Here is a 26238-nt window from a genome sequence, read left to right on the forward strand (position 1 = left end):
GCTTACGCGAGATGATTCAACTCCGAAGTGAACTCGTCCAAGTCCTGAAACTCCTTGTAGACAGACGCAAACCGTACATAGGCGACCCTGTCAAGATCACGCAGGCGCCTGAGAACCATGTCGCCAACCTGCGAACTAGGAACTTCATAGCGAAACGAGTTGTAGAGTTCCGAGGTGATGTCATCGATGAGAGACTCAAGTTGTTCCACGGTGACATTGCGTTTCGCTGTTGCGACCATCAGGCCGCGCAGAAGCTTGGAGCGATCAAAGGGCTCAACGGTTCCGCCCTTCTTGACAACCATGAGCGGCATTTCCTCCCGTCGCTCGTAGGTCGTGAAGCGTTCGCTGCACTTGAGGCATTCACGGCGTCGGCGAATGGCATCCTGAGACTCGGAAATCCGGGAGTCAACAACCTTGGTATCATCATGACCGCAGAACGGACACCGCATACGCTGACCCCCTAGATCTTGTCTAGGTGAAAGACTATCACTCAAGATATAGGGCATCAACGGAAAACGCATAACAAATCGAGGATTTCGCATCTACTGCTGTTATCTCTTCAGTGCGAGGCGATTCTCTATCGAACTAGCAGGTACCTGTACGGTGCTACCGGCAAGAAGCATCTTCTCTCCGAGCGAATTGACGCGGATGAGTAAATCCACCGTTTCTTCGGTACGGAGTCCGGGGGCCGGGTACTTCTCGGCAAGTCCCCATATGGTGTCGCCCTGCTGCACCGAGATGGTGACGAGTGCTGGGCTTTCTAACCTATGGGGAATCCCAGTGATGGTGGCACCGACGACGAGCAGAACCAGGATCACCAGAACGAGAGCGGTATCCAAGTGCGCTTTCCATCTATGCCCACGGCGTCGGTGATGCGCGCTCGTTCGTGATGCGGACCGCCGTCCGGACTGGTTGATGTCGACCCCGCTTGCGTAGATCATTGCGATTCCCCTTCTTGCTTACGAATCAGGCTCACTCACCGTAGCAGTGGACTCTGACATCGTATTCACAATATCGAACACCTGTGCGTACATATAGTAAACGAACAGGTGTTCGGTTTACAAGAGATAATCGAACGCATGTTTGCACGCACGGAGATGAGCGGAGTACACTAGCTCGAAAAGATCTTCGATCAGAAGAGGGCTGAGAAATGACCTATCAGCGCGAGCTGAGCAAGCGGCAGCAGCAGATAATCGATTTCATCAGGTCTGAGATACATCGGTGTGGCTATCCTCCGAGTGTCCGCGAGATCGGCGAAGCGGTCGGCCTCTCCTCGTCTTCTACCGTGCATTCTCATCTTGCATCCTTGGAGGCAAAGGGTTTCATTCGACGTGACCCGTCGAAGCCGCGAGCGCTGGAGGTTCTGGACTTTCGCGAAACCGAGCGCGGAATCGACGCCAGCGCCATTCGGATGGTGCCGGTTCTGGGACAGGTGGCCGCAGGTCAGCCCATCATGGCTGCCGAGAACATCGAGCAGACCATGCCATTGCCTGCGGAAATGGTGGGTGACTCAACCTTCATCCTTAGAGTACGCGGCGATTCGATGATTGAAGCCGGCATTCTGAACGGCGACTTCGTAGTCGTTCGCCAGCAGACTACCGCCAACAACGGTGACATCGTTGTTGCAATGATCGATGACGAGGCCACGGTGAAGACGTTCTATAAAGAGGCGGACCGTGTTCGCCTGCAGCCGCAGAACAGCACTATGGAACCCATTTACACGCGCGACATAATGCTTCTCGGCAAGGTGGTTGCGCTGCTCAGGAGATTGTGAGCAAGAGACCGGGGTTTATACGGTATCAGGGGCCGCATGGAACTCGGCAAACATCGGCTCGAGTTCCTTCGGCACACGGAGCACAATCTGTGTGCCGAAGTCTGTATGCCGCTCGCTGAGGATATGTGCTCTCTCGTGCGCCAATGCGACTACGTCCCCGCGAGTGTATGGTACGGTCACAGTCATGGTGACACTCGCTCTGCCTGCCTCATCGGCAATGCGTGCCAGCAGCGCATCTAAGCCGGTCAGAGACTTCGCGGACACGAACACCGCCGATGGGTTGCGCTTCTCGAGGATGGCTCTGTCGGCCGAGTTGAGGGTATCGCTCTTGTTGATGACCACGATATTGGGCGCCTGTGCATCTATTTCGGCGAGCACCTCTCGAACCGCCTGCATTTGCGCTTCGCGTTGTGGCGACCCGGCGTCCGTGACGTGCAGGAGCAGGTCGGCCTCGCGCACTTCGTCAAGCGTTGATTTGAACGCCTCGACCAGCCCGTGCGGAAGCTTGTGGATGAAGCCGACGGTGTCCGTGAGCGTAAGCTCTCTCCCCTCGGGGAGGATGAGGCGCCTAGTTGTGGAGTCCAGCGTTGCGAAGAGCATGTCGGCCTGTAGCACATCCGAGCCGGTAAGCGCATTCAGCAGCGTGGACTTCCCTGCATTGGTGTAGCCGACCAGAGCTACCTTGAAGACGCCGCTTCGCATTCTGGCGCGGCGCTGCAGCGCTCGCTCGGCCGAGACACCCTTAAGTTCGTGTTTGAGCTCGCCGATGCGTTTCCTCGCGAGCCTCCGGTCAGTCTCGAGCTGACTCTCCCCCGGCCCACGAGTGAGGACGCCTCCGCCGGCGAACCGGTCAAGGTGACGCCACATGCCGCGCAGGCGCGGGAGCAGATACTCCATCTGAGCGAGCTGAACCTGAAGTTTGCCTTCACGGGTGACGGCATGCAGCGCAAAGATGTCTAGGATGAGCGCGGTCCGATCGGCTATCTTGGTTTCAGGAATGAGGTTCTCGAGGTTGGCTTGCTGAGTGGGCGTGAGCTCATCGTCAATGATGACGAGTGTTGCGCTGAGGTCCTTGACGAACTCCGCGATCTCCTCGACCTTCCCCTTGCCGAGGAAGGTGCGAGGATTCGGGTGATCAAGGCGTTGCGTGACGACGGCCAAAACATCGGCTCCCGCCGTCTCGGTGAGTCGCGTCAGCTCGGCGATAGATTCTTCCGTTGGCCAGTCCCGATCACCGCGGTCGATTCCGACGAGCACCGCATGATCGCGGCGCTCAAGAGAGTCGTCCTTCGTGGCTGGGTTCCGGCGTTCCGTCAAAGGTTGTCCGTCCCCTTAGAGTGAGTTCTTGATACGTTCGATAGCGGTCTCGAGCTTGTCGTCAGGCGTGGTGAGTGAGATTCGGACATATCCTTCGCCCGATGGCCCGTACGCGGAGCCGGCCGCCACGATGACGTTGGCCTCTTCGAGGATCTTCTCGGCGAACTCGGCGGACGTGTAGCCTGCAGGAACCTTGGCCCATACGTAGATGGTCGCCAGCGGCTTGACCGGGACTTCGATACCGATCTTTTCGAGTGCGTCGAGGACGAGATCGCGGCGGCGCTGATAGAGGGCGTTGAGCTCGACGATCGAATCCTGCGGGCCGAGGAACGCCTCGATGGCGGCGTCTTGGACTGCGGTGAAGACGCCGGAGTCGATGTTTGACTTCACGGTGCCGAGCGCTTTGATCGCCGCCGCGTTGCCGCAGGCGAATGCGACACGCCAACCGGTCATGTTGTAGGCCTTGCTGGCGCTGAAGAGCTCGATGGCGACGTCTTTGGCGCCCGGGCGCTCAAGGAAGCTCGGCGCGCGGTATCCGTCAAAACCGATCTCGCTGTACGCGTTGTCGTGGACGATCAGGATGTCATGCTTCTTGGCGAACGCGATCGCGCGGTCGAAGTACTCGTCATTGGCGATGGCGGACGTGGGGTTGTTGGGGTAGCTGAGGAACATCATCTTCGCTTTGGCGAGAACTTCGGGGGGAGTCGACTCAAAGTCGGCCAGGAAGCCGTTCTCCTCGGTCATCGGCATCCAGTGCGTCAGGCCGCCGACCATCACGCCGCCGGTGTAGTAGACGGGGTATCCCGCACCGGGCACCAAGGTGTACTCGCCCGGATCGATGAAGGCGGTGAACAGGTGAGCGATGCCCTCTTTGCTGCCGATCAGTGCAAGGACCTCGGTCGCGGGATCAACGGTGACCCCGAAGCGGCGGTGCATCCACTCGGCGCAGGCCGCGCGGTAGCGGGGGGCGCCGGGGTAGCTCGGATACTGGTGGTTCGCAGGGTTGTGGAGCGCCTTGCAGGCCGCCTCGACGATGTGATCGGGCGTGGCGGTGTCGGGGTCGCCGATACCCAGTGAGATGACGTCGATACCCTGCGCGGTCTTGAGGGCCTTCTTACGGTCGATCTCGGCGAACAGATATGGCGGCAGGTTGTCGATACGTTTTGCGGTCCTCACCGGACTTGTCTCCCTTTTCGTCGGAAATAATTCACTTAAGGCCCGTTAGGCCGTGGCTGCCATGGTAACACTCGCGAGCATCTCGGTAGGTTGCGTGTCGGTTACACGATCGAATCTTCGTCCGAGTCGTCTTCGGGAATCGTAAGAATACCCGCGAATACCTCTTCGGCTGATCCGGTCATGTAGACATGGTTGTTCTCGGCCCAGTTGATCGCAAGCTCGCCGCCAGGAAGCTCGATCGTCACCTCGCGATCGGTGCGGCCGGTGAGGACACCGGCCACCGTGGTTGCGCATGCTCCTGTTCCACAGGCAAGCGTCTCCCCTACTCCGCGCTCCCAAACTCGCAGTCTGACGTAGTCCGAGGCAATGACCTCGGCGAACTCGACGTTCGTTCTGGCCGGGAAGGCGCAGTGTGTTTCGACTTCCGGACCCACCTCGCCTACCGGTGCATCCTGAACGTCATCAACCCACATGACGCAGTGAGGGTTGCCCATCGAGACACACGTCACCGAGAAAAGACCGAGCGTCGTCTCAAGCAGACCTGCAATCACCGGTGAGTCGTCGTCGGATGAGAGTGTGGTCGGCACGTCGGAAGGAGTGAGGATCGGCTCGCCCATATCGACCGTGGCCATCGCCATGCGCCCGTCCGATTCGCGCGTAACGGCTATCGGCTTGATACCACCGAGGGTCTCAACGCGGATATCATCGCAATCTGCGCCGACGATACGATGGTCGACGAGGTACTTCGCAAAGCACCTCACACCGTTGCCGCACATCTCGGCGACGGTACCGTCGGAGTTGTAGTACAGCATAAAGTAGTCGGCCTCGGGGACAGACGCGGGACGAACTAGGATCACCCCGTCGCCTCCGATGCCAAAATTGCGATCACACAGCCATGCAACGGCGTCAGGGGAGAGATCAAGTTCGCCCGAGAGGTCTTCGATCAACACGAAATCGTTGCCGAGCCCATGCATCTTCACGAACGACAGCTCCATCGAAAAACGACTCCTTCGCGATGCGGATGTTGGTGATTTGGTGCGGCTACCAGTCTAGCGCACTCAGCGCTTCGACGACCGCATCATCGATCGAGCGGTGCGTAACGTCGATCCAGAGGATGCGCGGGTCGGCGCGAAACCACGTCAACTGGCGTTTGGCATAGCGCCGAGATGCAAGCTTCACGGCCTCGACTGCCGCGGCCATATCGGCTTCCTGAGTGATGACCGGTGCCAGCTCCTTGTATCCGATGGCCTGCATCGAAGTGAGGTCGGGTGCGAATCCTTCGCCGAGAAGTCCCTCGAATTCATGAACAAGACCATCGGCAAGCATCCGGTCGACACGCGCATCGATACGCGAGTAGAGCGCCGCCCGCTCCATGGTCAGTCCGAAGATGGTCGAGTCGTACACGCTCTCGCGCTCGGAGAACCGTGAACTCTGCCGAACATAGCTTCGCCCCTCGTCCGCAAGCTCAAGCGCCCGCACCACACGGCGCACGTTGTTGGCGTGGATGCGGACAGCTGATTCGGGGTCACGCTCGTACAGGAGGGCGTGGAGCGCCCCAGGGCCCTGCTCGGCGGCCAGATGCTCGTAGCGGAGCCGTTGGATGCTTCCCGCTTCGCCCGGAGCGAAATCGAACGGATCGATCGCGGCGCGAACATACAGGCCGGTGCCGCCTACCACTATGGGCGTGCGTCCCCGCTCGGCGATGTCCGAGATCGCTGCGCGTGCCGCCTGCTGGTAGAGCGCGGCCGAGAAGGCGACGTCCGGATCGACGAGGTCGAGGCAGTGGTACGGCACTCGCCTCGACTCCAAGCTCGGCTTAGCGGTACCGATGTCCATCCCGCGGTAGACCTGCATGGAGTCTGCCGAGACAATCTCGCCGCCTAAGTGCACCGCGAGCTTCTCGGCGAACTCGGTCTTGCCGACAGCCGTCGGACCGACGACCGCTATCACGCGAGGCCGTGGCGAGTCGTCTTGTGGGTGATAGGGTGTGTTCACACGCTAATTGTAGCGGTCTACCGTGAAGCGCTGGAGATCGCATTGGGTTCCCGGGCGGATGCCGGCCTTGTTCATGGCGATGGCTATCTGGTCGGCAACGCTGTCGACGCCTTCGAGGTCGGGCAGGAGGAGTCCGCGGCGCATGCCACTCGTCACGATGACGCCGTAAGTCGCAGGGTCCAGGTCTGCGGACGTGCATGACTCGGGTGGCTGGAGGACGTCAACCTTGATTTCGAGATCTGTCAGCTCGGTGGCCGACAAGGGTGCGAAACGTGGGTCGCGAGTGGCCGCCTCGAGCGCATTACCGACGACTTCCCCGGCAAGAGTACTGCGCGTGGGGGCGATCGTCCCGATGCAACCGCGCAATCCTCCAGAGCGGTGCAGAGAGACAAAGCAGCCTGCTCGCTCGGGGTAGCCCGGGTCGGAGAGTACCGGCGGATTGGTGATGGTGGTGCCGTCGTGCACGTATGCCGCAATCGCAGCGCGGGCCAAGCGGACGATCTCGCTCGCATCGTGTCCTGGTGTTCCGCCTTTGCGTCCCTTTGCCGGGACGACCCGGTCGACTGCGGCTTTGCCGCTGAGAGCCGTCAGGTAGCCGACGCCCCATGGGCCTTCGTATGACAGCACGCGGCTTGGCACGGGATCAGGGCCGCAATATCCGCCGAGAGCGATTATCGAGCGCAGTCCGCACTCCCCTCCCTGCTCGACCATGTCAGCGTCGAGCGTCATGAGTTCCGAGAGGAGGCCGGCCGAGACATGCTCCCTGATCGCGGCATCCAGTCGGGCGCCTTGGGGCGAATAGCCCGCCGCGGCTTCCGGGGACAGACGATGCGACATATCGCCGCTTGCAATGAAGGCGACGCGGCGGTCTATCGCCTCGGCGGCCCTGCGAACCTCGGAGCCGAGCTGTCGGTGGAGCGCATATGGCAGGTACGAGAGAGACAGCACAACGAGCGCGCACGTGCTTTGGGGATCAAGGAACGAAAGCGGCACAATGGCGCCGTGATCGAGCCAGCCGGGCTTGAGCCGCGTTTCGGTACTACGGGCAATCGCGGGGATATCGGCAGTCTCAAGCCCCTGTACCAACGCAGAGGCGAGATCAGGGTCGCCGCGCCATCGGTAGGCTTCGGGTGCGCCAAACTGCGCGAGCGAGCCTCCAATCGATTCGCTGTCATCGATGAGAAAGGCATCCTGCATCAGTGGCGCATGTGGCGAGATGAGCACGATTGTTTCGGGAGCGAATGAAGCGAGCGCTCTGCCCGCGTCCCGCAGCGCATCCAGGCTTGCGTGCGCTACGAGGGCCTCTCGGCCGCCTACGCTAGGCACCAGAATGGGCGGATGCGGCGCGATCACTCCGAAGACAGGGAAAGACATGGCAACCTCCGATCCCGACAAGACGCCATCAGGACACAGACCACGTGCGCCGAACACGAAGCGCCTCTTCTAGGTGTCTGTACCCGAAAGACGTCCTGACAGGAACCATGTTTGTGCCTGCTCGATCTCCACATCGATCAGACGCCCGGCGAACTCGCTCGCGCTGTGCCCCAACGGTACCGGCACGTGCACCATCTTGTTGGTTGGCGTGCGTCCTGCGAGCACCAACGCGTCGCGACGGCTTGATCCCTCGACAAGAACCTGCTGCGTGGAGCCGACCAAAACGAGGTTGTTCTCGAGTGCGGATCTCTGCACGATCTCGATCAGCCGATCAAAGCGCGTTTGGGCTATGTCGCGCGGTACCTGCTCCTCCATTGCGGCAGCCGGGGTGCCTTCGCGCGGAGAGTAGATGAACGTGAACGTCTGATCGTAACGCACGGCGCTGACGACATCGAGGGTTGCTTGGAAGTCCTCTTCCGTCTCTCCCGGGAAGCCAACGATTATGTCGGAAGAGAGCGCCAGCCCCGGGATCGCCTCGCGGATGCGGCCGACGCGCGCAAGGTATTCGGCCTGCGTGTATCGGCGGTTCATAGCCGAGAGGACCCGGTCGGAACCGGACTGCACCGGCAGGTGAAGATACGGCATCACCGCGGGTAGCTCGGACATAGCGGTAATGGTCTCGTCCGAGAGATCCTTGGGGTGGCTGGTCGTGAATCTGATTCGCGGGATGCCGGTCGCGGCGACCGCCCGAAGGATCTCGGCGAAACGAGGCTGACCGTAAAGATCGCGCCCATATGAGTTGACATTCTGGCCGAGTAGGGTCACTTCGAGGACGCCGTCGGCAACGAGGCGCTCCACTTCGGTTACGACGTCTTCGAGCCTGCGGGACCGCTCGCGCCCCCGCACGTACGGCACCACGCAGTACGTGCAAAAGTTGTTGCAGCCGATGGTGATCGGGACCCACGCGTGCCAGGGATGCTCCCGCTGCGTGGGAAGATCGCTCGTGAAGGAGTCGGCGCTCTCGACGATCTCGACCTGAGGACGAGATTGGCGCTGTACGGTCTCAAGGAGATCCGGCAGGTGACCGACGTTATGAGTGCCGAACACCACATCGATATGGGGAATCTGCAAGAGCAGTTTCGCTCCGTCGCGCTGGCCGATGCATCCCCCGACAGCAATGAGCTGGCCGTTTCGGCCGGCCTTCACGCTCTTCAGAGAGCGCACCTGCCCGCGAAGCCGCTCGTCGGCGTTCTCACGCACGCAACATGTCATGAAGACGACGACGTCGGCTTCCTCGGCCGTTTCGACCGGCTGCATGCCACGCGCAGACAGAAGGCCCGCGACACGCTCTGAGTCGTGTTTGTTCATTTGGCACCCGAAAGTGCGAATAAAAAATGTGTGCATGGCGTTGGAGTGTAGCATGCCGCGGGCCGCACCCGCCGTTACAGCACAGGCTTGGGTAGACTGTTCCCTGCCGCCAAGAACCGGGTCAGAATCGATTCCGGCATCGGAATGCCGCCAAGTTCGATGTGGCGCGTCTCAGAGCCATGGTAGTCCGACCCGCCGGTGACCAAGAGCCCCATTTGATCGGCAAGTTGGGAGTATTTCAAGGTCTGCTCCGGCGTGTGATCTGAGTGATATGCTTCGATGCCACGAAGTCCCACTTGGACGAGGGACTCAATCAGATGATCGGCGCCGGTTATCCCGGGATGCGCGAGCACCGGGATAGCGCCAAACGTGCAGATCTGAGCCACGAGATCTTCGGGCGATTTGGTGTCTTTGGGCTGGTAGAACGGCTTCCCTCTGCCGATCAGCCGACCAAATGCGTCACTCAGGTTTCCGGCATACCCCGCAGCCACCAAAGCGCGCCCGATGTGGCTTCTCCCTATTGATGCGCCATCGGCGATGGCCAAGACGTCGTCAACTTCGATGTTGTAGCCGGCTTCTTGGAGAGTGAAGAGCATTGTGGTTGCACGTCGTTGTCTGGCATCTCGAAGTTGGGACAGGAAACTCAGGAATCCCGTGTCGGCAGTGTCGACAAAATAGGCAAGCAGATGGATGTCGAGGATGCCGTCGGTCGCCGACAACTCGACTGCGGGGATGATTCGGATTCCATATTCACATGCAGCAGCGGTGGCTTCCGCCACGCCGGCGACGGAATCATGATCCGTTACGGCCAGTATGCCGACAGACTTCGAAGCAGCGAGAGCGACAAGTTGAGTGGGCGTAAGGGTTCCATCTGAGGCGGTGGTGTGGGTGTGCAGATCCGCCTTCATGGTGGTCTAGCGTCGCATATCGCGAGACTCTACGAGCAGTCGGATTGCGGTGCGTTCTTCGCCGTTGATTTCGATGTCGGCGAATGCTGGGACGCACGTGAGCTCCATGCCGGACGGCGCGATGAAGCCGCGGGCAATGGCGATCGCCTTGACGGCCTGATTCAGGGCTCCCGCGCCAACAGTCTGGATTTCCGCGGCACCCTGCTCACGCACGATCCCCGCAAGGGCTCCCGCCACAGAGTTCGGGTTCGACTTGCTGGACACCTTGAGGACTTCCACGGTCCCTCCCTGGTATGAGTGTGCTGCGGGCCGCCTGAGGGCGGCTGTTGCCTTTGTGGTGTGTTCGTTGCTGCTGCGGAGTGTGTGGGCGGCATTTTGAGTCAAAGTATAGTCATTTAGGTGGGCTTTGCGTCAGTCGTCCTTCTCCAGTTCAAATCGTACTCGCAGATCGTCTCCGTTCAAGGTAATCCGAGGCGCCGATCTAAGGTGGACGTAGTAGCGCTCCGCAAGCAGATCAAACGCCTCTTCCAGCTTGTTTTGAAACTCGGCGAGATCTGCAGGATGAATTCTGAGTCCCCGCCGGTCGCGATAAATGTCTGGCGTAGCAGCTGGCGCGGCGTGCATGCCTGTACGGGTAGCGGCAGACAGGACGGGTCGCAATGGCGCGACTTCTCCGGCAAGAACGCGGTGCGCAGTACGTTCCGAGATTGACAAGCCAAGGCCAACGGCGATTCTGACAAGTTCCGCAGCATCGGACGCCATCGCTGGGCGCTGCCAAACCGGAAGCTTTGATTCATCATCGCAGAACAGGAGTTCAGAGGAGTCGATCTCCCGCCGTGCGGTAGCAGAAATGGTTGCGAGGATTTCGGCGGGGGTGCCGATGAACAGTTCGATGCCGGGGTGTTCAAGCGCGAATTCAACTGCGCGTCGCACGATGTTGTGCGGTCCTCGTGCGACATGAGGAACACCCGCATCGTCGCATTCGATGGATGGCCAAGTTGATTGATCTGCACGCTCCGGAAGTTGCTTCGATTCGGTAATGACGGAAAGTGCTGTTCCTTTGTGAAGGCCGGAGGATACTACGTGAGCTTGGACGGCATTGCTCCGGATGGAGAACAGGGCCATCCCTCGGCCATGAACGCCCCATTGGTCCATGACCATAGTCTCCAGCTTGCTGGTGACCCGCGGTTCGAAGACACGATCCAGCATTGCATCGGGAATTCCGACACCGTCATCGATGATTGATATGGTGCGGGTCTCTCCTTCACGGCTGGTCGCAAGAAAAAGACGCCGGGCATGGGCGTCTCTTGAGTTTCGGAGCAGCTCAATGACTATGTCTTCGACGCAGCGGATGTCGTGTTTGGCCTGACGGCGCTCCGCTTCGGATATGCGAAGTCGAACGTATCCGTCACCGAGGTTTTCCTCGATCTTGAGATACGTCTCGCCGGAAACGGCGGTTACGAAGCCAAGAAGGTCATCTGCTGAGGTCATGCACACCAGTCTATCGTGATGTCAGTGTCTGCGGGAGGATCAAGACACAAATCGAACCGCTGCAAGAGCGGTTCGATTTGTGAAGAGTGCTATTGGCTTGGATTACTTCGCGTAGTCGACAGCTCTGCTTTCGCGGATGACCATGACTTTGATCTGCCCTGGGTACTCAAGTTCGTCTTCAATCTGCTTGGCGATGTCGCGGGCAAGCACGGTGGCATCGGCGTCAGAAATCTGTTCAGGCTTGACCATGACTCTGACTTCGCGCCCGGCCTGCATTGCGTAGGTCTTCTCGACACCCTTGTGCGAGTTTGCGACGGCCTCGAGTTTCTCAAGCCGTTTGATGTAGCTTTCGAGGGTCTCACGGCGCGCGCCCGGACGTCCCGCGGAGATCGCGTCTGCGGCCTGGACCAGCACGGCTTCGACGGTGTTGGGCTCAACATCCGCATGATGTGCTTCGATGGCGTGAATGACTGCTTTGGATTCATTCATCCTGCGGGCCAAATCGGCGCCGATAACCGCGTGGGGTCCCTCGATCTCGTGATCGATGGCCTTGCCCAGGTCATGTAGTAATCCGGCCCGTTTCGCCAGCGTAACATCGACGCCCAACTCGGACGCCATGACTCCGGCCAAGTAGCTGACCTCAAGCGAGTGCTTCAAGACGTTCTGGCCGTAGCTCGTGCGGAACTTGAGACGGCCAAGCGTACGGATGATCTCGGGGTGCAGTCCGTGGACTCCACTGTCGAATGCCGCCTGCTCGCCGGCCTCATGGATCTGCTGCGTGACGAGCGTCTCGGCTTTCTTGAACAACTCTTCGATGCGGGCCGGGTGGATACGCCCGTCCGCAATGAGCGTTTCGAGAGTGATGCGGCCAATTTCGCGTCTGACGGGGTCGAAACTCGAAATGACAACAGCCTCGGGAGTGTCATCGATTATCAGGTTGATTCCGGTCATCTGCTCGAACGCGCGGATGTTGCGACCTTCTCGGCCGATGATGCGGCCCTTCATGTCGTCGCTCGGGATGTGAACGACCGATACCGTCGACTCGGCTGTATGGTCTGCGGCTACACGCTGGATCGCAAGGCCAACAATGTTGCGGGCACGCTTGTCGGCTTCTTCTCGTGCGCGGTTCTCGTTCTCGCGAATATACGCTGCAGCCTCACGCTTGACTTCATCCTGAACGCGATTAAGCAGTTCGGCTTTAGCTTGATCGCTGGTCATGCCGGCGATTCGCTCGAGCCTCTCGTCGGCATCAGCCAGCAGCTGTTCCAGCTCTTTTTCTGTCTTGGCGATCTGACCCGCTTGCGATGAAAGCTGATGCTCACGCTTATCGAGGGATTCGACACGGCGGTCCACGGAAGCCTCGCGTTCGGAGAGCCGGGTCTCCAAGACCTGGATCTCGCGACGCCTTTCTTTGTTCTCTGTGTCCGCTTCCTGCTTGAGCCTAAATAGCTGATCCTTGCCCTCAAGCAGGGTCTCTCGCTTGAGTGTCTCGGCTTGCTTCTCCGCATCCCGTACCAGTCGATCTGCTTCTTCGGCAGCGCGCGCGGTACGATCCTTCATAAGGTAGCGGTTAATGGCATAGCCGAGGGCGACACCAATGACCAGTGATACGAGTGAAGCCAGAAGTGCTGTAGTCGACATGCGCCCTCCTTCCAGTGAATGTCATTCGCGTAATCCTGCAGCGAACGTACCGTCGTGGAAGGTGCCCTTGGATACAGGAAACCGGACGACGGTGCGTCCGGCATCGTGATCAGTACTGCTTCAGCAAAGGGAAAACGGACACACAAGAAACGACCCGATCAGGCCGTCATATCCAGAATTCCCTGCATGATACGCATAAACCACCGGAATCAATTGCGAGCATCCGGCAGATGATCAGTGATGCCTCTGCGAATCGTACCTTTCACGAGGCTTCATCGTCAAGGCGACCGCACCGTACCGACCCGCAAGGGCATCGCATTTCCGCAGGTAATCGAGCCAATCGTCGGACTCAAGCGTCAGTATCATCCAGCTTCACGGCATGAAGCACGGTGCCGAGGTCGAACCCACGCGCCAGCAGGCGGCGAATCTGCTTCTCGCGCTCGGCTTTTGTGCCTGTCATACGGTTTCCGATGGCCCTTCGGGCGTCCAGAACTTCGGTCTCACTGCTAAACACCGCCGCGAGAGTCTCCTGCGCAAGTTCGGGCACGACACCCTTGTCCGCAAGTTCGCGCAATACCCGAAGGCGCCCGTAGCCGTTCGCGTGCCGAGAACGCGCCCACATGAGTGCAAATCGTTCATCATTGAGGAAATCGAGTTCTTGAAGGCGTCCGATCACGCCAGCTATCGCGGCAGATGAATAGCCAAGGTCACGGAGGCGCCCAATCGTCTCTGCGGAGGATCTTTCGCGCTGGCGGAGAAGAACTAGGGCCCTCTCTCTTGCCAAGTGACCCTCGGCCTGGGAAATGAGCCGATCCAAATCCGGAATATCGTATGTGATGCCTTCGAGAAGCCGGAGTTCCTTGACCACAGCAGCAGCCGTGGTCCGAGAGCAACCCGAGTCGTCAAAACAGAGCCGCCGGGCCCGACCTCCAGGCCCGGCGTGCTCGATTCTGGCCAGAACGCAACTCATGAGATCCTACTTGCGCGATGCAGCGGTAGGCTTCTCGACTGCAACATCAGCGGTGTTTGGCCTGATAGAGACTGGGAGATTGAGTTCTGCTCGAACCTTCTGCTCGATCTCATCTCTCAGGACCGGGTTCGCATTAAGACACTCCTTGGCAGCCTCTCGGCCTTGACCCAGCCTCTCAGTGCCATACGTGTACCATGCGCCAGACTTGGCGACGATACCCTCCTCAACGCCGAGATCGAGAACCGAACCCTCTTTACTGATACCAGTGCCGTACATAAGGTCGAACTCCGCTTGCCTGAACGGGGCAGCGACTTTGTTCTTCACGACTTTCGCCCGGACGCGGTTTCCGACGATTTCAGTGCCCTGCTTGATTGAGTCAATACGACGGATGTCGATACGAATCGTTGAGTAGAACTTCAGGGCCCGACCACCACTTGTGGTCTCCGGGTTGCCGAACATCACGCCGATCTTCTCACGCAGCTGGTTGATGAAGATGCAGGTTGTGTTCGACTTGCTCAGCGAACCGGCAAGTTTGCGCAAGGCCTGGCTCATGAGACGAGCCTGAAGGCCGACTGTGGTGTCGCCCATTTCGCCCTCAAGCTCAGCTCTTGGCACGAGTGCCGCAACCGAGTCGATTACGACTACGTCGATGGCGCCACTGCGTACCAGCATGTCGGCGATTTCCAGTGCCTGCTCGCCGGTATCGGGTTGAGAGATGAGGATTTCATCGATATCGACGCCAAGCCGAGAAGCATAGCTGGGATCTAGAGCGTGCTCTGCGTCGATGAAAGCGGCAACTCCCCCCATCGCCTGTGCTTCGGCGATGATTTGCAGCGCAAGGGTCGTCTTGCCTGACGATTCCGGTCCGTAGATCTCGATGATGCGCCCTCTTGGAACCCCGCCGATTCCAAGCGCCGCATCTAGGGCCAATGATCCGGTCGGGATGGCTGCGATCTGATCTGTCGCAGCAGTTTCCCCGAGTTTCATGAGTGAGCCCTTGCCGAACTTCTTCTCGATCTGTTCCTTGGTGAGATCAAGGATCTTCTCTTTGTCGCGATCCATACCCTTTTGCTCCAATCTGGACTGCGGGAGACCCTTGCGGGGCGCCTCAGACTCTATACGAACAGGTGTTCGGTGTCAACGCACTATTCTGGGCCAGTGTGCTCGGATCTGGGTGGTGCGTATGGCTCTCTAAAGCCTCCACTCGTGAATCACTTCATACTTTGGTCCCAACGGCGTCAACGTGCTTGAGAAGAGAGTAACCTCCGACACTGACACGGAGGATTGTGCCCCATGTCGGGAAGTCCCGAGCGTCTCGGTGGCCATGCGAATTGCGTCTGCAGATGCCGCCATTGGATGTCTTGCTCGTGAGAGAGTGATATGAGGTCGAAACGGCTTCTCGGCGGCCTTTGCGTCTCGCGTTTCGATTGCCGAGAGGACGGCATGGGCGAGCGATTCGCACATGCCTTGAGGGTCTGCGAGGCTTGCCCAGAGCATTCGGGCATGCTGTGGACTCGGCACGGGCGCGACCGCTTTCAGGAGAAGCTCGAACCCGGCAAACCGCCGAAGGGTGTCATCGAGCTCGCTCAGAAGCAAGGGCAGACTGTCCTCCTTGATGCGGCCGATGAATGCCAAGGTCAGATGCAGGTTTTCGGCTCGAACCCACTTCTCATGGGACCACGACGGATCGGCTGCCAGGAAGACGCGCGAAGCGTTCTCGATGACGCGGACGACATCTTCAGCCAGCCGGACACCCACGAAGCAGCGCGTGAGGTTCACGCCTTCAACACCTCATGTCGCAGCAGGTCCAGCGCGGTCGCCACCGCGATCGTGCGGACCGCCTCGCGCACAAACCGGGAGGGAGGCAACGATGAGAACCAGCGACGTTCGATGGCGCGCACCTCGGTCTTTGTGGCAATCGCGAACCACACCAGCCCGACAGGCTTCTCCGGTGTGCCCCCGTCCGGACCCGCCACACCGGTGACCGCGACGGCGATGTCGGCGTCGAACTTTGCACGAGCACCCGAGGCCATGGCGGCAGCAACCTGCGGGCTGACGGCGCCGTGCGCCTCGATGTCGCCGGCGCCCACTCCGAGCAGTTCGAGCTTGGCTTCGTTCGAGTACGACACAAGGCCGCCGAGAAACGTGCCCGATGCGCCCGGCACATCGGTGATGGCTGCCGAGATGAGTCCGCCCGTGCACGACTCGGCAGTGGCCATGGTGATTCCGCGATCAAGCGCCTCTCGGACCAAGGTCTCGCACAGGGTGGACCCGTCGTCGGAGTAGCATGAATCGCCGAGTTCAAGCTTGACCGCTTGAGCCGCCGCGGCAAGCACCGGCTCCCCCGCTCCCTCGTCGGTAAGAATGACGTGAACATCGCCGATCTTGGCGAGGATGGTGAACCCCACGCCGGGATACACCGAAAGTGCCCTCTGAGCAGCGAGTTGGACGTCTGACTCCGGCGATCCCGCGATCCCCAGTTCCCGTGTGGCTGCTCGGCCGTGGTCGAACCTGCCGAGGAAAGCCTCCAACATCGGTTCCATTTCCTTGGGAGGCCCGGGCAAGAGCACCAGCAGACCCGCCGGAGTCTTCGCGACCTGTCCCGGAGCTGTGCCGTGGGAGGAGTACAGGACTTCGGCGCCGTCGAGCACGAGGGCCTGAGACAGGACCTGCTCGGCCGCGCTCTTGTCTAAGAGACGATCCACGGCGACTTGCAGAGACTCGGTGAGCACAGGATCAGCATTCATGCCGAGAAGGAGTGCGTCTGCGGCCGCTGCCCGCGTGACATCGTCGTGTGTGGGCCCGAGGCCGCCGGTGGTGACGACCAGCTCATACTCGCAGACAAGATCCCGCAAGACCTCGGTCAGAACTGACTGATCGTCCCCAACACTGACGATCTTCATGACTCTGAAACTGGTGCCGGACAACTGCCGTGCGACCTGGGCGCTGTTGGTGTCGACACGAAGGCCTTCGACCAACTCGGAGCCGATCGTCACGATCGCCGCAGACTGCCGGTCAGACATGGTGGCACTCCCCTATTCGATCGTAATGTCCCGGTCGCCCGCACCGTCCGTTGCCTCAATGGGGTCACTCTGCCCGGACTGGCCCGAAGACTCCGTCCAAGGGCCGATGAGCACGTCGCGGGCGTGCAGGAAGTAGTCAACCATCGACACAATCGTCATGACGACCGCAGCGCCCATGACCGTCCACGCCGCGTACTGGAAAAGCCCACTGACATCGTGGCCAAACGCAGCGATCAGAGAACTGTCCTTCACAATGAACATGAGGATCGCGATGATCTGAAGCACGGTCTTGAGTTTTCCGTACCACGAGGCGGAGATCACTGTACCTTCTGCTGAGGCGACCATTCGCAGTCCGGACACGATGAACTCTCGAGAGATGATCACAAGGGCGATCCATGCCGGGAGAAGCCGCGTCTCGACAAGGGCGAGCAGGGCGGCGGTGACGAGGAGTTTGTCTGCCAGCGGGTCGAGAAACTTGCCGAATGTCGTGACTTCGTTGCGGGATCTGGCTAGATAGCCATCGACGCCGTCAGTGGCGGCCAGGACCCCGAACACGGCCGCCGCTATCCAAGGACGCAGCGTGTGGATCAGAGCCGAAGCGTGCAGCCAGGTGGGCCAATCGGCAAGGAGGGCCACCAGGAAGACGGGGATCAGAACCATCCTCGATAGCGTCACGCTGTTGGCCGCGTTCAGACGCAGACGGCCTCGGGCCGGTCCGGCCGTCACAGTACCTCACCCTCAAGATCATATCCCAGTGAGTCTTCGATTCTGACAAGGACAATCTCGCCGACCTTGCCGCGATCGAGAAGCACGACGCCATCGATATCGGGCGCCTGCCCGCGCCACCTGCCGAATACGACACCCTCATCCTCGTCGATACCCTCGACAAGCACCTCCAACACGCTGCCGATCCGCCGGGACACATGCTCGATTCCGATCTCATCGGCGAGATCCCGAAGGCTCTGGGCGCGAGCGCGCCGAGTGCGCGCAGGAACCTGGCCGGGCAAGTCAGCAGCTTCAGTTCCCTCTTCAGGAGAGAACGGGAAGACGCCGACATAGTCGAAGTCACTGTGTCGCAGGAAGCGTTTGAGCTCTGATGCGTCCTCGCGGGTCTCGCCTGGGAATCCTGCGATCACTGTGGTGCGCAAGACGCAGTCCGGAAGCGCGGAGCGGATTCGGACCAGGAGCGCGCGAAACTGCGTTGCGTCGCCACCTCGGCGCATGCGTCTGAGCACTGACGATGACGCGTGCTGGAGCGGCAAGTCGAGGTACCTGCAGACGTTTGGGTTCTCGGCGATCGCGCTAAGGAGCCCGTCTGATACCCCATCAGGCTGGACGTACATGAGACGCAGCCATCTCACACCGTCAACTGCGGCCACAGCCCTCACGACGTCTGCAAGGGTGTTGCCGTCATAGAGATCCATGCCGTAGGAGCTCGTGTCTTGTCCGATCAAGACAAGCTCGCGGACTCCAGAGGCGGTGAGTTCGGCAGCTTCAGCCACGATCTCAACCAGCGGACGGCTCTTGTACGGCCCGCGAATGGCAGGGATTGCACAGTATGTACACGCGCGATTGCAGCCGTCGGAGACCTGAAGATATGCCGAGGGTCCGGCAACGGTGCGCGTACTGACACTGGTGGGCTTGGCCCCGGAGGTTGCGGGCGGCCCGACAAGGCTTGTCAGCAATTCAAGCAGCAGCGCCTCCTCTGCGACCGGAAGGAACGCCGCAACCTCAGGAAGGGAGGCCGAGAGTTCGCTTCCGTACCTGGAGGGCATGCATCCCGCCACGACCACTTTTCGTTGCAGACCGTCGGATCGCGCTTCAATCGCGGCGAGGACCGTCTCAATCGACTCCTCTGTGGCTTCCCGGATGAACGAGCACGTATTCACGATGATGACGTCAGCCAGTTCGGGGTCGTCTAGGATGTCGTAACCCGCATTCCGGGCCGATGTTCTCATGTAGTCGGTGTCGACTTCGTTCTTCGGGCAGCCGAGCGTGACGAAGGCAATGTGCGGGTTCGATTGCACGTCGGGACTACCGGTAGTTCGTGAACTGGAGAGGCACGTCGTAGTCCTTGGCTTTGACGGCGGTGATGACCAATTGGAGGTCGTCTCGGCTGGCACTCGAAACCCGAAGCTTATCACCCTCGATCTGAACTTTAACCTTAAACTTGGCATCCCGGATGTCTTTGTTGATCTTGCGCGCGAGGTCCTGCTCGATCCCGCTTACGATCGTTCCCAAGATGCGCACGTTCCCGCTGCTGGCCGATTGCGGCGTGCCCCAGCGTATGGCTTTGAGGTCGATCTGCCTCCGAATGAGCTTCGTGTTGAGGACATCGATGACCTGTCTGCCGATGAAATCGCTCGGAGCCACCACCGTGAACGTCTTGCCCTGCTTGTCGAACTCGATCGTAGAGCCAGAGTCTTTGAGGTCATAGCGCTGAACCAGTTCCTTGGTCGTCTGCTGGAAGGCGTTGTCAACCTCCTGAAGGTCGATCTCGGAGACTATGTCGAAACTGTTGTCCTTGGCCATGTGGGTCCTCCGTGTACGAGAGCGTCCTACTGTTTCTTCTCGGCTGCCAGTGCTAGTACCGCCGGAGTGCCGGCCGGGATCGTAACGACTACGCCGTCGCGCTTCACGGTCACTGCTTTCGCCGTGCCGATCGTGAGAGTGGCCGCCTGTGAGACTTGGAACTCCTTACTTTGCCCACTGGTCAGTGTACCGCTGTAGGCGCTGAGACCGTCGACGATCACGTTGAGCGTTGATGCCGAGTTGGCGGCCACAGACACGCTGAGAGTGAACGGAACGGTTGCAGGTGCAGTCGGCTGAGACGATTGGGTCGGAATGGGCACGTTTTGGGCGCTGTCCTTGGGCCCCAGCACCAGCCATAGGCCGAAGGAGGCCAGGATGATCACGATCGCCGCGGTCAAGGCAACTCTCCAAGGAACGGCATGCTGCTGATGGCGCGGAGCTACCGTTTCTGTCGGCCGGTTGGGTTCCCTTACCTTGCGCTGGCCGGTTTCGCGCTGGTACATCTCGTGGAGACTCAAGGGATCAAGCTCAAGGTAACGGGCGTAGCTGGAGATGTAGCCTCGTACATACCCCGGATCGGGCAGTCGGCCATAGTCTCCAGCCTCAAGCGCCTCCAGCATCTTGCCCCGGATCTTGGTGTGCTCTTCGGCTTGGGAGATCGTTATCCCAAGTTGTATTCGTCGTGCGCGGAGCGTGTCGCCAAGTTCGCCCACGTTTTACCCGCCGCCCTTCGCGTCATCGCGTTCGAATGCCCTTATGGACGCGAGATCCTCTATGTCGACCAGCACCTCGCGCGGTTTGCTTCCATCGGGGGGTCCGACGATCCCCTTCATTTCAAGCATGTCCATGATACGCCCTGCGCGCGCATAGCCGACCTTGAGGCGCCTCTGGAGCATCGATGTCGACCCAAGACCGCTCGTGACCGTTATGTCGGCAGCTTCCCAAATCAGTGGGTCGTCATCATCCCCCGAGTCGACACCGCCGCCTGCCGAGGAAACCTTCAGGTGCAGGATCTCCTCATGGTAGTCGGGCTCCGCCTGCCCCTTGAGGTGGGTGACGACCGCTTCGATCTCCTCTTCAGAGACGTAGCAGCCTTGTATGCGCTTGGGTTTTGCCCATGCGGGAGTCGAGAACAGCATGTCGCCCAGTCCGACGAGTTTGTCGGCCCCGGGCTGGTCGAGGATCACGCGAGAGTCGATCGCACTCGCAACATTAAACGCGATCCTGTTGGTGATGTTTGCCTTGATCAGGCCCGTGACGATGTTGGCTTCTGGGCGCTGGGTGGCGACAATGAGGTGGATGCCGGCCGCGCGAGCAAGCTGCGCGATGCGGCAAATCGAGTCCTCTACCTCTTTGGCGGCAGCCATCATGAGGTCTGCGAGTTCATCGATGACAATCACGAGATACGGCATTTCTTGAGCGCCCTCAGGCCCCTTGCCGGCTTGAATGAGCGCGTTGTATCCGCCGATGTTTCGCGCTCCCGCTGTCTGCAGCGCCTTGAGCCGCCTCTCCATCTCCGAGACAGACCAGGCCAATGCGCTCGCGGCCTCCTTGGACTCGGTCACGACCGGCACGTAGAGGTGTGGAACGCTGTTGTACAAAGACAGTTCGACGCGTTTGGGGTCGATGAGTATCAGTCGCACTTCGGCAGGCGTGGCACGCATGATGATCGACATCAGCATCGCGTTGATCGCAACCGACTTACCCGAACCGGTTGTGCCTCCGATGAGCAGGTGAGGCATCGTTGCAAGATCGGCGAGCACGGCAGCTCCAGCGACATCCTTGCCGATAGCGAGCGTGAGGGGACCGCCCTCCCCTGCCGGCGATAGCACGTCGCCGAGAGTGACCGAGGTGCGCCTCACGTTTGGCACCTCAATGCCCACGAGTGCTTTGCCCGGGATTGGAGCGAGAATCCTTACGGTGGAGCATGCAAGCGAGAGGGCCAAGTCGTCAGAGAGCGCCGTGATGCGAGAGAGGCGAACTCCCTTGGCGATTTCGACTTCGAACAGCGTGACAGTTGGGCCCGCAACCCAAGCAACGACGCGCGCAGGGATATCGAAGGTGGCCAAAGTCTCGGCGATGAGTTCAGCAGTGGAGCGCAGTTCCGTGTCGGAGGCCTTGTGCTTCGCGGCGCTTTCGCTGGTGCACTTGAGCAGATCGAATTTCGGGAGCACAAACCCTTCCATCGCCCGGGGAGCAACAACGACGGAGGCGGCAATGGTTTTGCGGGACGACTCAGGATCGGGTTCGTCCCGCTTGCGGGAGACGGATTCGATCGCCGAGGATCGGGACTTCGGGAGCGCGACTGTCTGAGAGTCTGAGACGAGCGTCTTTGGCGCGCGCTCGCGAGCAAACAGTGACTCAGTTGCTGCCGGCCGACCGGGAATGAGGGTGCGTGCCCACTCCACAAGCGAGGTGATGGACAGACCGGTTATCACTAGGCCTACGATGCCCAGCGTGACAAGCACGACAGAGCCGATAGCGGTTCCGAGAAACCTGGCGAGTACCCAGGCGACTCCGTCGCCCACGTAGCCGCCGTGATTAGCCAGCGTCGCCGCGTCGAAGAAGGCCTGGTTGGGGATTGTCAGACTGGACATCGAAATCGCGGAGAGGATGACTAGGCCGAGCCCCAGTCCTGTGCGCGCCTCCTGCACTTCTGTGCGAACAAAGAAGCTGACGCCCCAGAGGAGCACGAACACGGGTATCAGATACGCGCCGATGCCGAATGTCATCTTGAGAGCTCTGGCTCCGGCGTCTGTCGCAACCCCGGTATGACTGCTCATCACGGCGATCATCAGAGCGATCGCGAGCGCCGAGAGAATCACGCCCGTGATGTCACGTCGCGCGCGGTCTTCGAGCATCGTCGGGCGAGCTTTGCCGGCGGTGCCGCGCTTCCGGGACGCGATGGATGACTTTGAATTGCTGGGTTTTCGCTTGCTACCCGAGGATGCCATTCGTGGACTCCTACTGCGATTTAGGCAACGAATTCATGTGCTGGAACCAGTATAGGTGGACTGACCATTCCTCGTTGTGTCGGAAGCTATCCTCTCAAGAAGAACAGGGCAATGACGAACACTCCGAGCGCGATGCGGTACCACATGAACACCGCGAACGAATGCTTGCGAACATACGACAGCATCAAGCGCATGAACAGCAGCGATGAAGCTGCCGCAGCGATGAAGCCGAGAACCCAGTCCAGCGAGAGAAGCTGGTTCAGCGGAACGTCCCTCAGCCCGAACAGGGCGGCTCCGCCGATTATCGGGAGCGCAGCCATAAACGAGTAGCGGGCCGTCGCATCCCGCGACAGGCCGAGGGCCCTTCCGGTGGTCATCGTGGCGCCCGAACGGGAGACACCGGGTAGAAGCGCGGCTGCCTGCGCGAGTCCAATGAGCGCAGCCTTGCCCCACGTCATTTTCGCTAGCGGATCTTGGCGTCCCACGTAGCGGTCGACGGCCCACAGAAGCACTCCGAAGAGGATGAGCGCCACCCCAATTAGCAGCGGAGCGAAGTGGAACTCAAGAGGTGAAGAGTACTTCTCGATCTTGGAGTCGAACAGCACGCCGATGATCGCGCCGGGTATCGAGGTGGCAAGAAGGAAGCCGATGAAGCGCCGTGCCGAGGACGGGTCCCGGAATGGATTGTCCGCATCCGTAGTACCGGCATCGCGACGCTTCCGAGGTCTTGCCGGCTGCACCGCGCTGCGAAGAAGACCCACCCAGTCTCCCCACAGCGCCAAGAGAATCGCCACGAAGCTGCCCGCATGCAGCGCGATATCAAACTGAGCGCTTGCCAGAACGGGATACTGCTTCTGTATTTCGAAGATCCAGGGAACGAGCTTGAGATGCGCTGTCGAGGAGATCGGCAGGAACTCGGCAACCCCCTGGACGAAGCCGAGAACAACGGCCCACACATGGGTCATTCGTTAGACCTCCATAACGACAGGTATGATCATTGGTCGTCTTCTGATGCGCTCCCACAGGAGCTGAGACAGCGATTCTCGCACGGCATTCTTGATGACACTTTGATCCGTAGCGCCTTCGTTGCCGGTCTTAGCGAGCGTCTTGGCAATCCGCGTGCGCGCATCCGCAAGCAGAGCGTCGCTGTCGGGGCCGAACACGATGCCCCGGGTGACGATCTCTGCCTCACCCATCGCACGCCCGGTTTGCCCGTCGATCGCAACCACCACGGTAATGATGCCGTCCTGCGCGAGTTGCTGACGGTCGCGGATGATCACCTGTCCCACGTCGCCGACGGAGACGCCGTCGACGTACACAACACCGTGCTCGACCTTCTCGGTGACCTTGGCACATGTTCCGTCGAGTTCGAGGCAATCTCCGTTGTCGAGGATGAAGATGTCTTCATCGTACATGCCGATCGCGCCGGCGAGGCGGGCGTGGGCGGCAAGGTGCCGCGATTCACCGTGGATCGGCATGAAGTACGTCGGCTGCACGAGGTTGAGCATGAGCTTGAGTTCCTCCGAGGCCGCATGCCCGGAAACGTGTACGTGGGCCACACTGCGATCGAAGACCACCGCGCCAGCCTTGGAGAGCCGGTTGATCACGCGGCTCACCGCTTTCTCGTTACCGGGAACCGGGGTTGCCGAGATGATCACGGTGTCGCCACGCTCGACGTGGACGGTCTTGTGATCGCCGTTCGCCATGCGGGCCAGCGCCGACAGCGGCTCGCCCTGGCTGCCGGTGCACAGAACGACTATCTTCTCGGGGGGCAGGCCGTGCGTGTCATAGGCGTCGAGGATATTCTCATCGGCGATATCGAGGTAGCCGAGTTCCCGCGCAATCTTGGTGTTGGTGATCATGGAGCGGCCGGTCACCACAATCTTGCGGCCGGCTGCGACCGCTGCGTCACACACCTGCTGCACACGGTGTATGTGGCTTGAAAACGATGCAACGATCACGCGCTGGTGCGCGTGCTCGATGATATCGTGCAGCGCGACGCCGACTTCTGCCTCTGAGTGCGTAAACCCGCTGGTCTCGGCGTTCGTCGAATCCGACATGAGGAGGTCAACTCCAAGCTTACCGAAGCGCGCGAGTGCGCCGTAGTCGGTCAGGCGCCCGTCGATGGGGGTCTGGTCGAGCTTGAAGTCGCCGGTGTGCACGATGTTGCCGACCGGCGTTCGGATGAACACGCCGACACTGCCGGGGATCGAATGGTTCACCGCGAAGAAATCGAATCCGAACTGGCCGAGCGAAACGTGCCCCCCATCGTGGATCTCGCGGAGTTTGGTCTTTGACAGCTTATGTTCGGCGAGCTTGCCCTGAATGAGGCCGAGGGTCAGCTTGGTTCCCAAAATGGGCACGGGTTTGGGCAGGTCTTTGAGCAGGAACGGAAGCGCACCGGTGTGGTCTTCGTGACCGTGCGTGATGATGATCGCACGCAGCTTGTGGGCGCGTTTGACGACGTAGGAGTAGTCGGGAAGGATCAGGTCGACGCCGGGGTGGTCGTCATCGGGAAACATGATCCCTGCGTCGATTAGGACCATGTCGTCCCCATATTCGAAGACCGTCATGTTCTTGCCGATAGCGTCGAGACCGCCGAGCGGTATGACGCGAAGCGCCTGTTTGTTTTGAGCCATGGATACGGGTGTTCTCCTTTCGGCCGTCTGTCGACGGCCCCGTGTAACGGTATGCGTGATTACGTTTGTTCAACCGACCCTGGGATGAGTCGGATATCCATCATGTTGTGTATCAGGTGAGGATTCCGGTGTGCCGCATGACCCGAGCCAGCTCGGCCGTCTGAGCCTCACTGGCTTCGATCAGAGGCAGCCTGACTCCTCCGACCGGAAAGCCGATCAGTTCGAGGGCCTTCTTGGCCATGATCGGGTTGCTGGTCATGAAGAGCGTTTTGATGAGTGGCAGGAGTTCAAGGTGTATACGGAGTGCACGAGTGTGATCGCCGCGCGCCTGTGCATCTACCATTTCGCGGAAACGAAGGCCCGCCACGTGGCTCACGACCGAGATCACGCCAGTGCCGCCGAGTCCCATGATCGGCAATGTGTCCTCGTCGTTGCCCGAGAGTACCTCAAAGCCTTCGGGGGCTCCGGCTACGATCTCTGCGACTTGACCGAGGTTGCCGCTCGCTTCCTTGACAGCGACGATGTTGTCGACGTCGTGCGCGAGGCGCAAGGTTGTCTCGGCGGTCATGTTGATGACGCTGCGTCCGGGAATGTTGTAGAGGATGACAGGCAGGTCAACAGCGTTCGCAATGGTCTTGAAGTGGCGGTACAGTCCCTCCTGCGGAGGTTTGTTGTAGTACGGCACAACAGCCATCACGGCGTCGACGCCAAGATCGGCGACTTCGCGCGTGAAGTCCGCGGAATCCGAGGTGCAGTTGTCGCCGGTGTTTGCGATGATCGGTACCCGACCACCCACTGCCTCGACAACAGCTTTGAACAGTTCGATCTTGTGCGGGTAGAAGACGGTCGGCGACTCACCGGTGGTTCCGCACACGACGAGGGCTTGGCTGCCCTCGGCGATGAGCCTGTCGGCGAGTTCCTGCGCGCGAGGAAGGTCCAACTCAAGGTCAGCCGTGAACGGAGTGACCATCGCGGTGATCATGCGGCCAAATCGCGGCGTGCTCATTTCTGGCTTCCCCTTACAAGACATCCCGCGATGTGCAAGCGGGAACTGTGAACTCATCTTCTCCGTATTG

Annotated in this window: 25 protein-coding genes; 1 reads left to right on the forward strand and 24 read right to left on the reverse strand. The window is 60.2% G+C overall.

Annotation, left to right across the window (positions count from 1 at the left end; all coding sequences use genetic code 11):
* Positions 1-2: 2 nt before the first annotated feature.
* Together nrdR and HGA39_00495 are read right to left on the reverse strand one after the other, a co-directional pair.
* Positions 3-449 carry a transcriptional repressor NrdR gene (gene nrdR / locus HGA39_00490; protein NTW27834.1) on the reverse strand — a complete coding sequence of 149 codons (447 nt, stop codon included), beginning with the start codon at positions 447-449 and terminating at the stop codon, positions 3-5.
* 102 nt (positions 450-551) lie between these two features.
* Complete coding sequence (locus HGA39_00495) at positions 552-839, reverse strand: LysM peptidoglycan-binding domain-containing protein (protein NTW27835.1); 288 nt, start codon at positions 837-839, stop codon at positions 552-554.
* Positions 840-1150: 311 nt separating this feature from the next.
* Between HGA39_00495 and lexA the strand changes: the two genes are divergently transcribed.
* Positions 1151-1774 (forward strand): transcriptional repressor LexA, encoded by a 624-nt coding sequence (gene lexA, locus HGA39_00500; protein ID NTW27836.1) that lies wholly within the window; start codon positions 1151-1153, stop codon positions 1772-1774.
* A 15-nt stretch (positions 1775-1789) separates the two neighbouring features.
* Here lexA and hflX read toward each other — a convergent pair whose 3' ends face one another.
* The 22 genes from hflX to dapA all read right to left on the reverse strand — a co-directional run bounded on the left by hflX (position 1790) and on the right by dapA (position 26168).
* On the reverse strand, positions 1790-3091 hold the full coding sequence (hflX, locus tag HGA39_00505; protein ID NTW27837.1) for a GTPase HflX: 1302 nt from the start codon (positions 3089-3091) through the stop codon (positions 1790-1792).
* A 15-nt stretch (positions 3092-3106) separates the two neighbouring features.
* Positions 3107-4267, reverse strand: coding sequence for an LL-diaminopimelate aminotransferase (locus tag HGA39_00510; GenBank protein ID NTW27838.1), 1161 nt, complete (start codon positions 4265-4267; stop codon positions 3107-3109).
* Between the two features lie 101 nt (positions 4268-4368).
* Entirely contained in the window at positions 4369-5262 is an 894-nt protein-coding gene (locus HGA39_00515; GenBank protein NTW27839.1) for a diaminopimelate epimerase, read from the reverse strand.
* A gap of 46 nt (positions 5263-5308) precedes the next feature.
* On the reverse strand, positions 5309-6217 hold the full coding sequence (gene miaA / locus HGA39_00520; protein ID NTW27840.1) for a tRNA (adenosine(37)-N6)-dimethylallyltransferase MiaA: 909 nt from the start codon (positions 6215-6217) through the stop codon (positions 5309-5311).
* A 48-nt stretch (positions 6218-6265) separates the two neighbouring features.
* A complete protein-coding gene (amrA, locus tag HGA39_00525; GenBank protein NTW27841.1) occupies positions 6266-7636 on the reverse strand; it encodes an AmmeMemoRadiSam system protein A in 1371 nt (456 codons plus the stop codon).
* Between the two features lie 69 nt (positions 7637-7705).
* The gene (miaB, locus tag HGA39_00530) at positions 7706-9058 is read right to left on the reverse strand and encodes a tRNA (N6-isopentenyl adenosine(37)-C2)-methylthiotransferase MiaB (protein ID NTW27842.1); all 1353 of its coding nucleotides are present in this window, start codon (positions 9056-9058) and stop codon (positions 7706-7708) included.
* A 20-nt stretch (positions 9059-9078) separates the two neighbouring features.
* Positions 9079-9912: a PHP domain-containing protein gene (locus HGA39_00535; protein ID NTW27843.1), complete on the reverse strand. Its 834-nt coding sequence runs from the start codon at positions 9910-9912 to the stop codon at positions 9079-9081.
* A 6-nt stretch (positions 9913-9918) separates the two neighbouring features.
* Positions 9919-10191 carry a stage V sporulation protein S gene (locus tag HGA39_00540; GenBank protein ID NTW27844.1) on the reverse strand — a complete coding sequence of 91 codons (273 nt, stop codon included), beginning with the start codon at positions 10189-10191 and terminating at the stop codon, positions 9919-9921.
* A 132-nt stretch (positions 10192-10323) separates the two neighbouring features.
* Positions 10324-11403 (reverse strand): ATP-binding protein, encoded by a 1080-nt coding sequence (locus tag HGA39_00545; GenBank protein ID NTW27845.1) that lies wholly within the window; start codon positions 11401-11403, stop codon positions 10324-10326.
* 102 nt (positions 11404-11505) lie between these two features.
* Positions 11506-13044 (reverse strand): ribonuclease Y, encoded by a 1539-nt coding sequence (gene rny / locus HGA39_00550; protein ID NTW27846.1) that lies wholly within the window; start codon positions 13042-13044, stop codon positions 11506-11508.
* A gap of 349 nt (positions 13045-13393) precedes the next feature.
* Positions 13394-14014 carry a regulatory protein RecX gene (locus tag HGA39_00555; GenBank protein NTW27847.1) on the reverse strand — a complete coding sequence of 207 codons (621 nt, stop codon included), beginning with the start codon at positions 14012-14014 and terminating at the stop codon, positions 13394-13396.
* 6 nt (positions 14015-14020) lie between these two features.
* Positions 14021-15076, reverse strand: a complete 1056-nt coding sequence (gene recA / locus HGA39_00560) for a recombinase RecA (protein ID NTW27848.1) — start codon at positions 15074-15076, stop codon at positions 14021-14023.
* A gap of 129 nt (positions 15077-15205) precedes the next feature.
* Complete coding sequence (thpR, locus tag HGA39_00565) at positions 15206-15793, reverse strand: RNA 2',3'-cyclic phosphodiesterase (protein NTW27849.1); 588 nt, start codon at positions 15791-15793, stop codon at positions 15206-15208.
* The gene (locus HGA39_00570; GenBank protein ID NTW27850.1) at positions 15790-17037 is read right to left on the reverse strand and encodes a nicotinamide-nucleotide amidohydrolase family protein; all 1248 of its coding nucleotides are present in this window, start codon (positions 17035-17037) and stop codon (positions 15790-15792) included. The genes thpR and HGA39_00570 overlap by 4 nt, the downstream gene beginning before the upstream one ends.
* 12 nt (positions 17038-17049) lie before the next feature.
* Entirely contained in the window at positions 17050-17730 is a 681-nt protein-coding gene (gene pgsA / locus HGA39_00575; protein NTW27851.1) for a CDP-diacylglycerol--glycerol-3-phosphate 3-phosphatidyltransferase, read from the reverse strand.
* Between the two features lie 29 nt (positions 17731-17759).
* Positions 17760-19064: a 30S ribosomal protein S12 methylthiotransferase RimO gene (gene rimO / locus HGA39_00580; GenBank protein ID NTW27852.1), complete on the reverse strand. Its 1305-nt coding sequence runs from the start codon at positions 19062-19064 to the stop codon at positions 17760-17762.
* A gap of 7 nt (positions 19065-19071) precedes the next feature.
* Positions 19072-19569, reverse strand: a complete 498-nt coding sequence (locus HGA39_00585) for a YajQ family cyclic di-GMP-binding protein (GenBank protein NTW27853.1) — start codon at positions 19567-19569, stop codon at positions 19072-19074.
* A 26-nt stretch (positions 19570-19595) separates the two neighbouring features.
* Positions 19596-20282: a helix-turn-helix domain-containing protein gene (locus HGA39_00590; GenBank protein NTW27854.1), complete on the reverse strand. Its 687-nt coding sequence runs from the start codon at positions 20280-20282 to the stop codon at positions 19596-19598.
* Positions 20283-20285: 3 nt separating this feature from the next.
* Complete coding sequence (locus HGA39_00595) at positions 20286-22523, reverse strand: DNA translocase FtsK (GenBank protein ID NTW27855.1); 2238 nt, start codon at positions 22521-22523, stop codon at positions 20286-20288.
* A gap of 86 nt (positions 22524-22609) precedes the next feature.
* Positions 22610-23488, reverse strand: coding sequence for an undecaprenyl-diphosphate phosphatase (locus tag HGA39_00600; protein ID NTW27856.1), 879 nt, complete (start codon positions 23486-23488; stop codon positions 22610-22612).
* Between the two features lie 3 nt (positions 23489-23491).
* Positions 23492-25162: a ribonuclease J gene (locus tag HGA39_00605; GenBank protein ID NTW27857.1), complete on the reverse strand. Its 1671-nt coding sequence runs from the start codon at positions 25160-25162 to the stop codon at positions 23492-23494.
* A 112-nt stretch (positions 25163-25274) separates the two neighbouring features.
* Positions 25275-26168 carry a 4-hydroxy-tetrahydrodipicolinate synthase gene (gene dapA / locus HGA39_00610; protein NTW27858.1) on the reverse strand — a complete coding sequence of 298 codons (894 nt, stop codon included), beginning with the start codon at positions 26166-26168 and terminating at the stop codon, positions 25275-25277.
* Positions 26169-26238: the final 70 nt, after the last annotated feature.

It is taken from the genome of Coriobacteriia bacterium (assembly GCA_013336165.1).
GTDB lineage: Bacteria > Actinomycetota > Coriobacteriia > Anaerosomatales > JAAXUF01 > JAAXUF01.

Coding starts and splice junctions, on each gene's coding strand:
- nrdR (NTW27834.1), bottom strand. CDS start 449: ATGCGGTGTCCGTTCTGCGGTCATGATGATACCAAGGTTGTTGACTCC.
- lexA (NTW27836.1), top strand. CDS start 1,151: ATGACCTATCAGCGCGAGCTGAGCAAGCGGCAGCAGCAGATAATCGAT.
- HGA39_00515 (NTW27839.1), bottom strand. CDS start 5,262: ATGGAGCTGTCGTTCGTGAAGATGCATGGGCTCGGCAACGATTTCGTG.
- amrA (NTW27841.1), bottom strand. CDS start 7,636: ATGTCTTTCCCTGTCTTCGGAGTGATCGCGCCGCATCCGCCCATTCTG.
- miaB (NTW27842.1), bottom strand. CDS start 9,058: ATGCTACACTCCAACGCCATGCACACATTTTTTATTCGCACTTTCGGG.
- HGA39_00535 (NTW27843.1), bottom strand. CDS start 9,912: ATGAAGGCGGATCTGCACACCCACACCACCGCCTCAGATGGAACCCTT.
- HGA39_00545 (NTW27845.1), bottom strand. CDS start 11,403: ATGACCTCAGCAGATGACCTTCTTGGCTTCGTAACCGCCGTTTCCGGC.
- rny (NTW27846.1), bottom strand. CDS start 13,044: ATGTCGACTACAGCACTTCTGGCTTCACTCGTATCACTGGTCATTGGT.
- HGA39_00555 (NTW27847.1), bottom strand. CDS start 14,014: ATGAGTTGCGTTCTGGCCAGAATCGAGCACGCCGGGCCTGGAGGTCGG.
- recA (NTW27848.1), bottom strand. CDS start 15,076: ATGGATCGCGACAAAGAGAAGATCCTTGATCTCACCAAGGAACAGATC.
- HGA39_00570 (NTW27850.1), bottom strand. CDS start 17,037: ATGTCTGACCGGCAGTCTGCGGCGATCGTGACGATCGGCTCCGAGTTG.
- HGA39_00585 (NTW27853.1), bottom strand. CDS start 19,569: ATGGCCAAGGACAACAGTTTCGACATAGTCTCCGAGATCGACCTTCAG.
- HGA39_00595 (NTW27855.1), bottom strand. CDS start 22,523: ATGGCATCCTCGGGTAGCAAGCGAAAACCCAGCAATTCAAAGTCATCC.
- HGA39_00600 (NTW27856.1), bottom strand. CDS start 23,488: ATGACCCATGTGTGGGCCGTTGTTCTCGGCTTCGTCCAGGGGGTTGCC.
- HGA39_00605 (NTW27857.1), bottom strand. CDS start 25,162: ATGGCTCAAAACAAACAGGCGCTTCGCGTCATACCGCTCGGCGGTCTC.
- dapA (NTW27858.1), bottom strand. CDS start 26,168: ATGAGCACGCCGCGATTTGGCCGCATGATCACCGCGATGGTCACTCCG.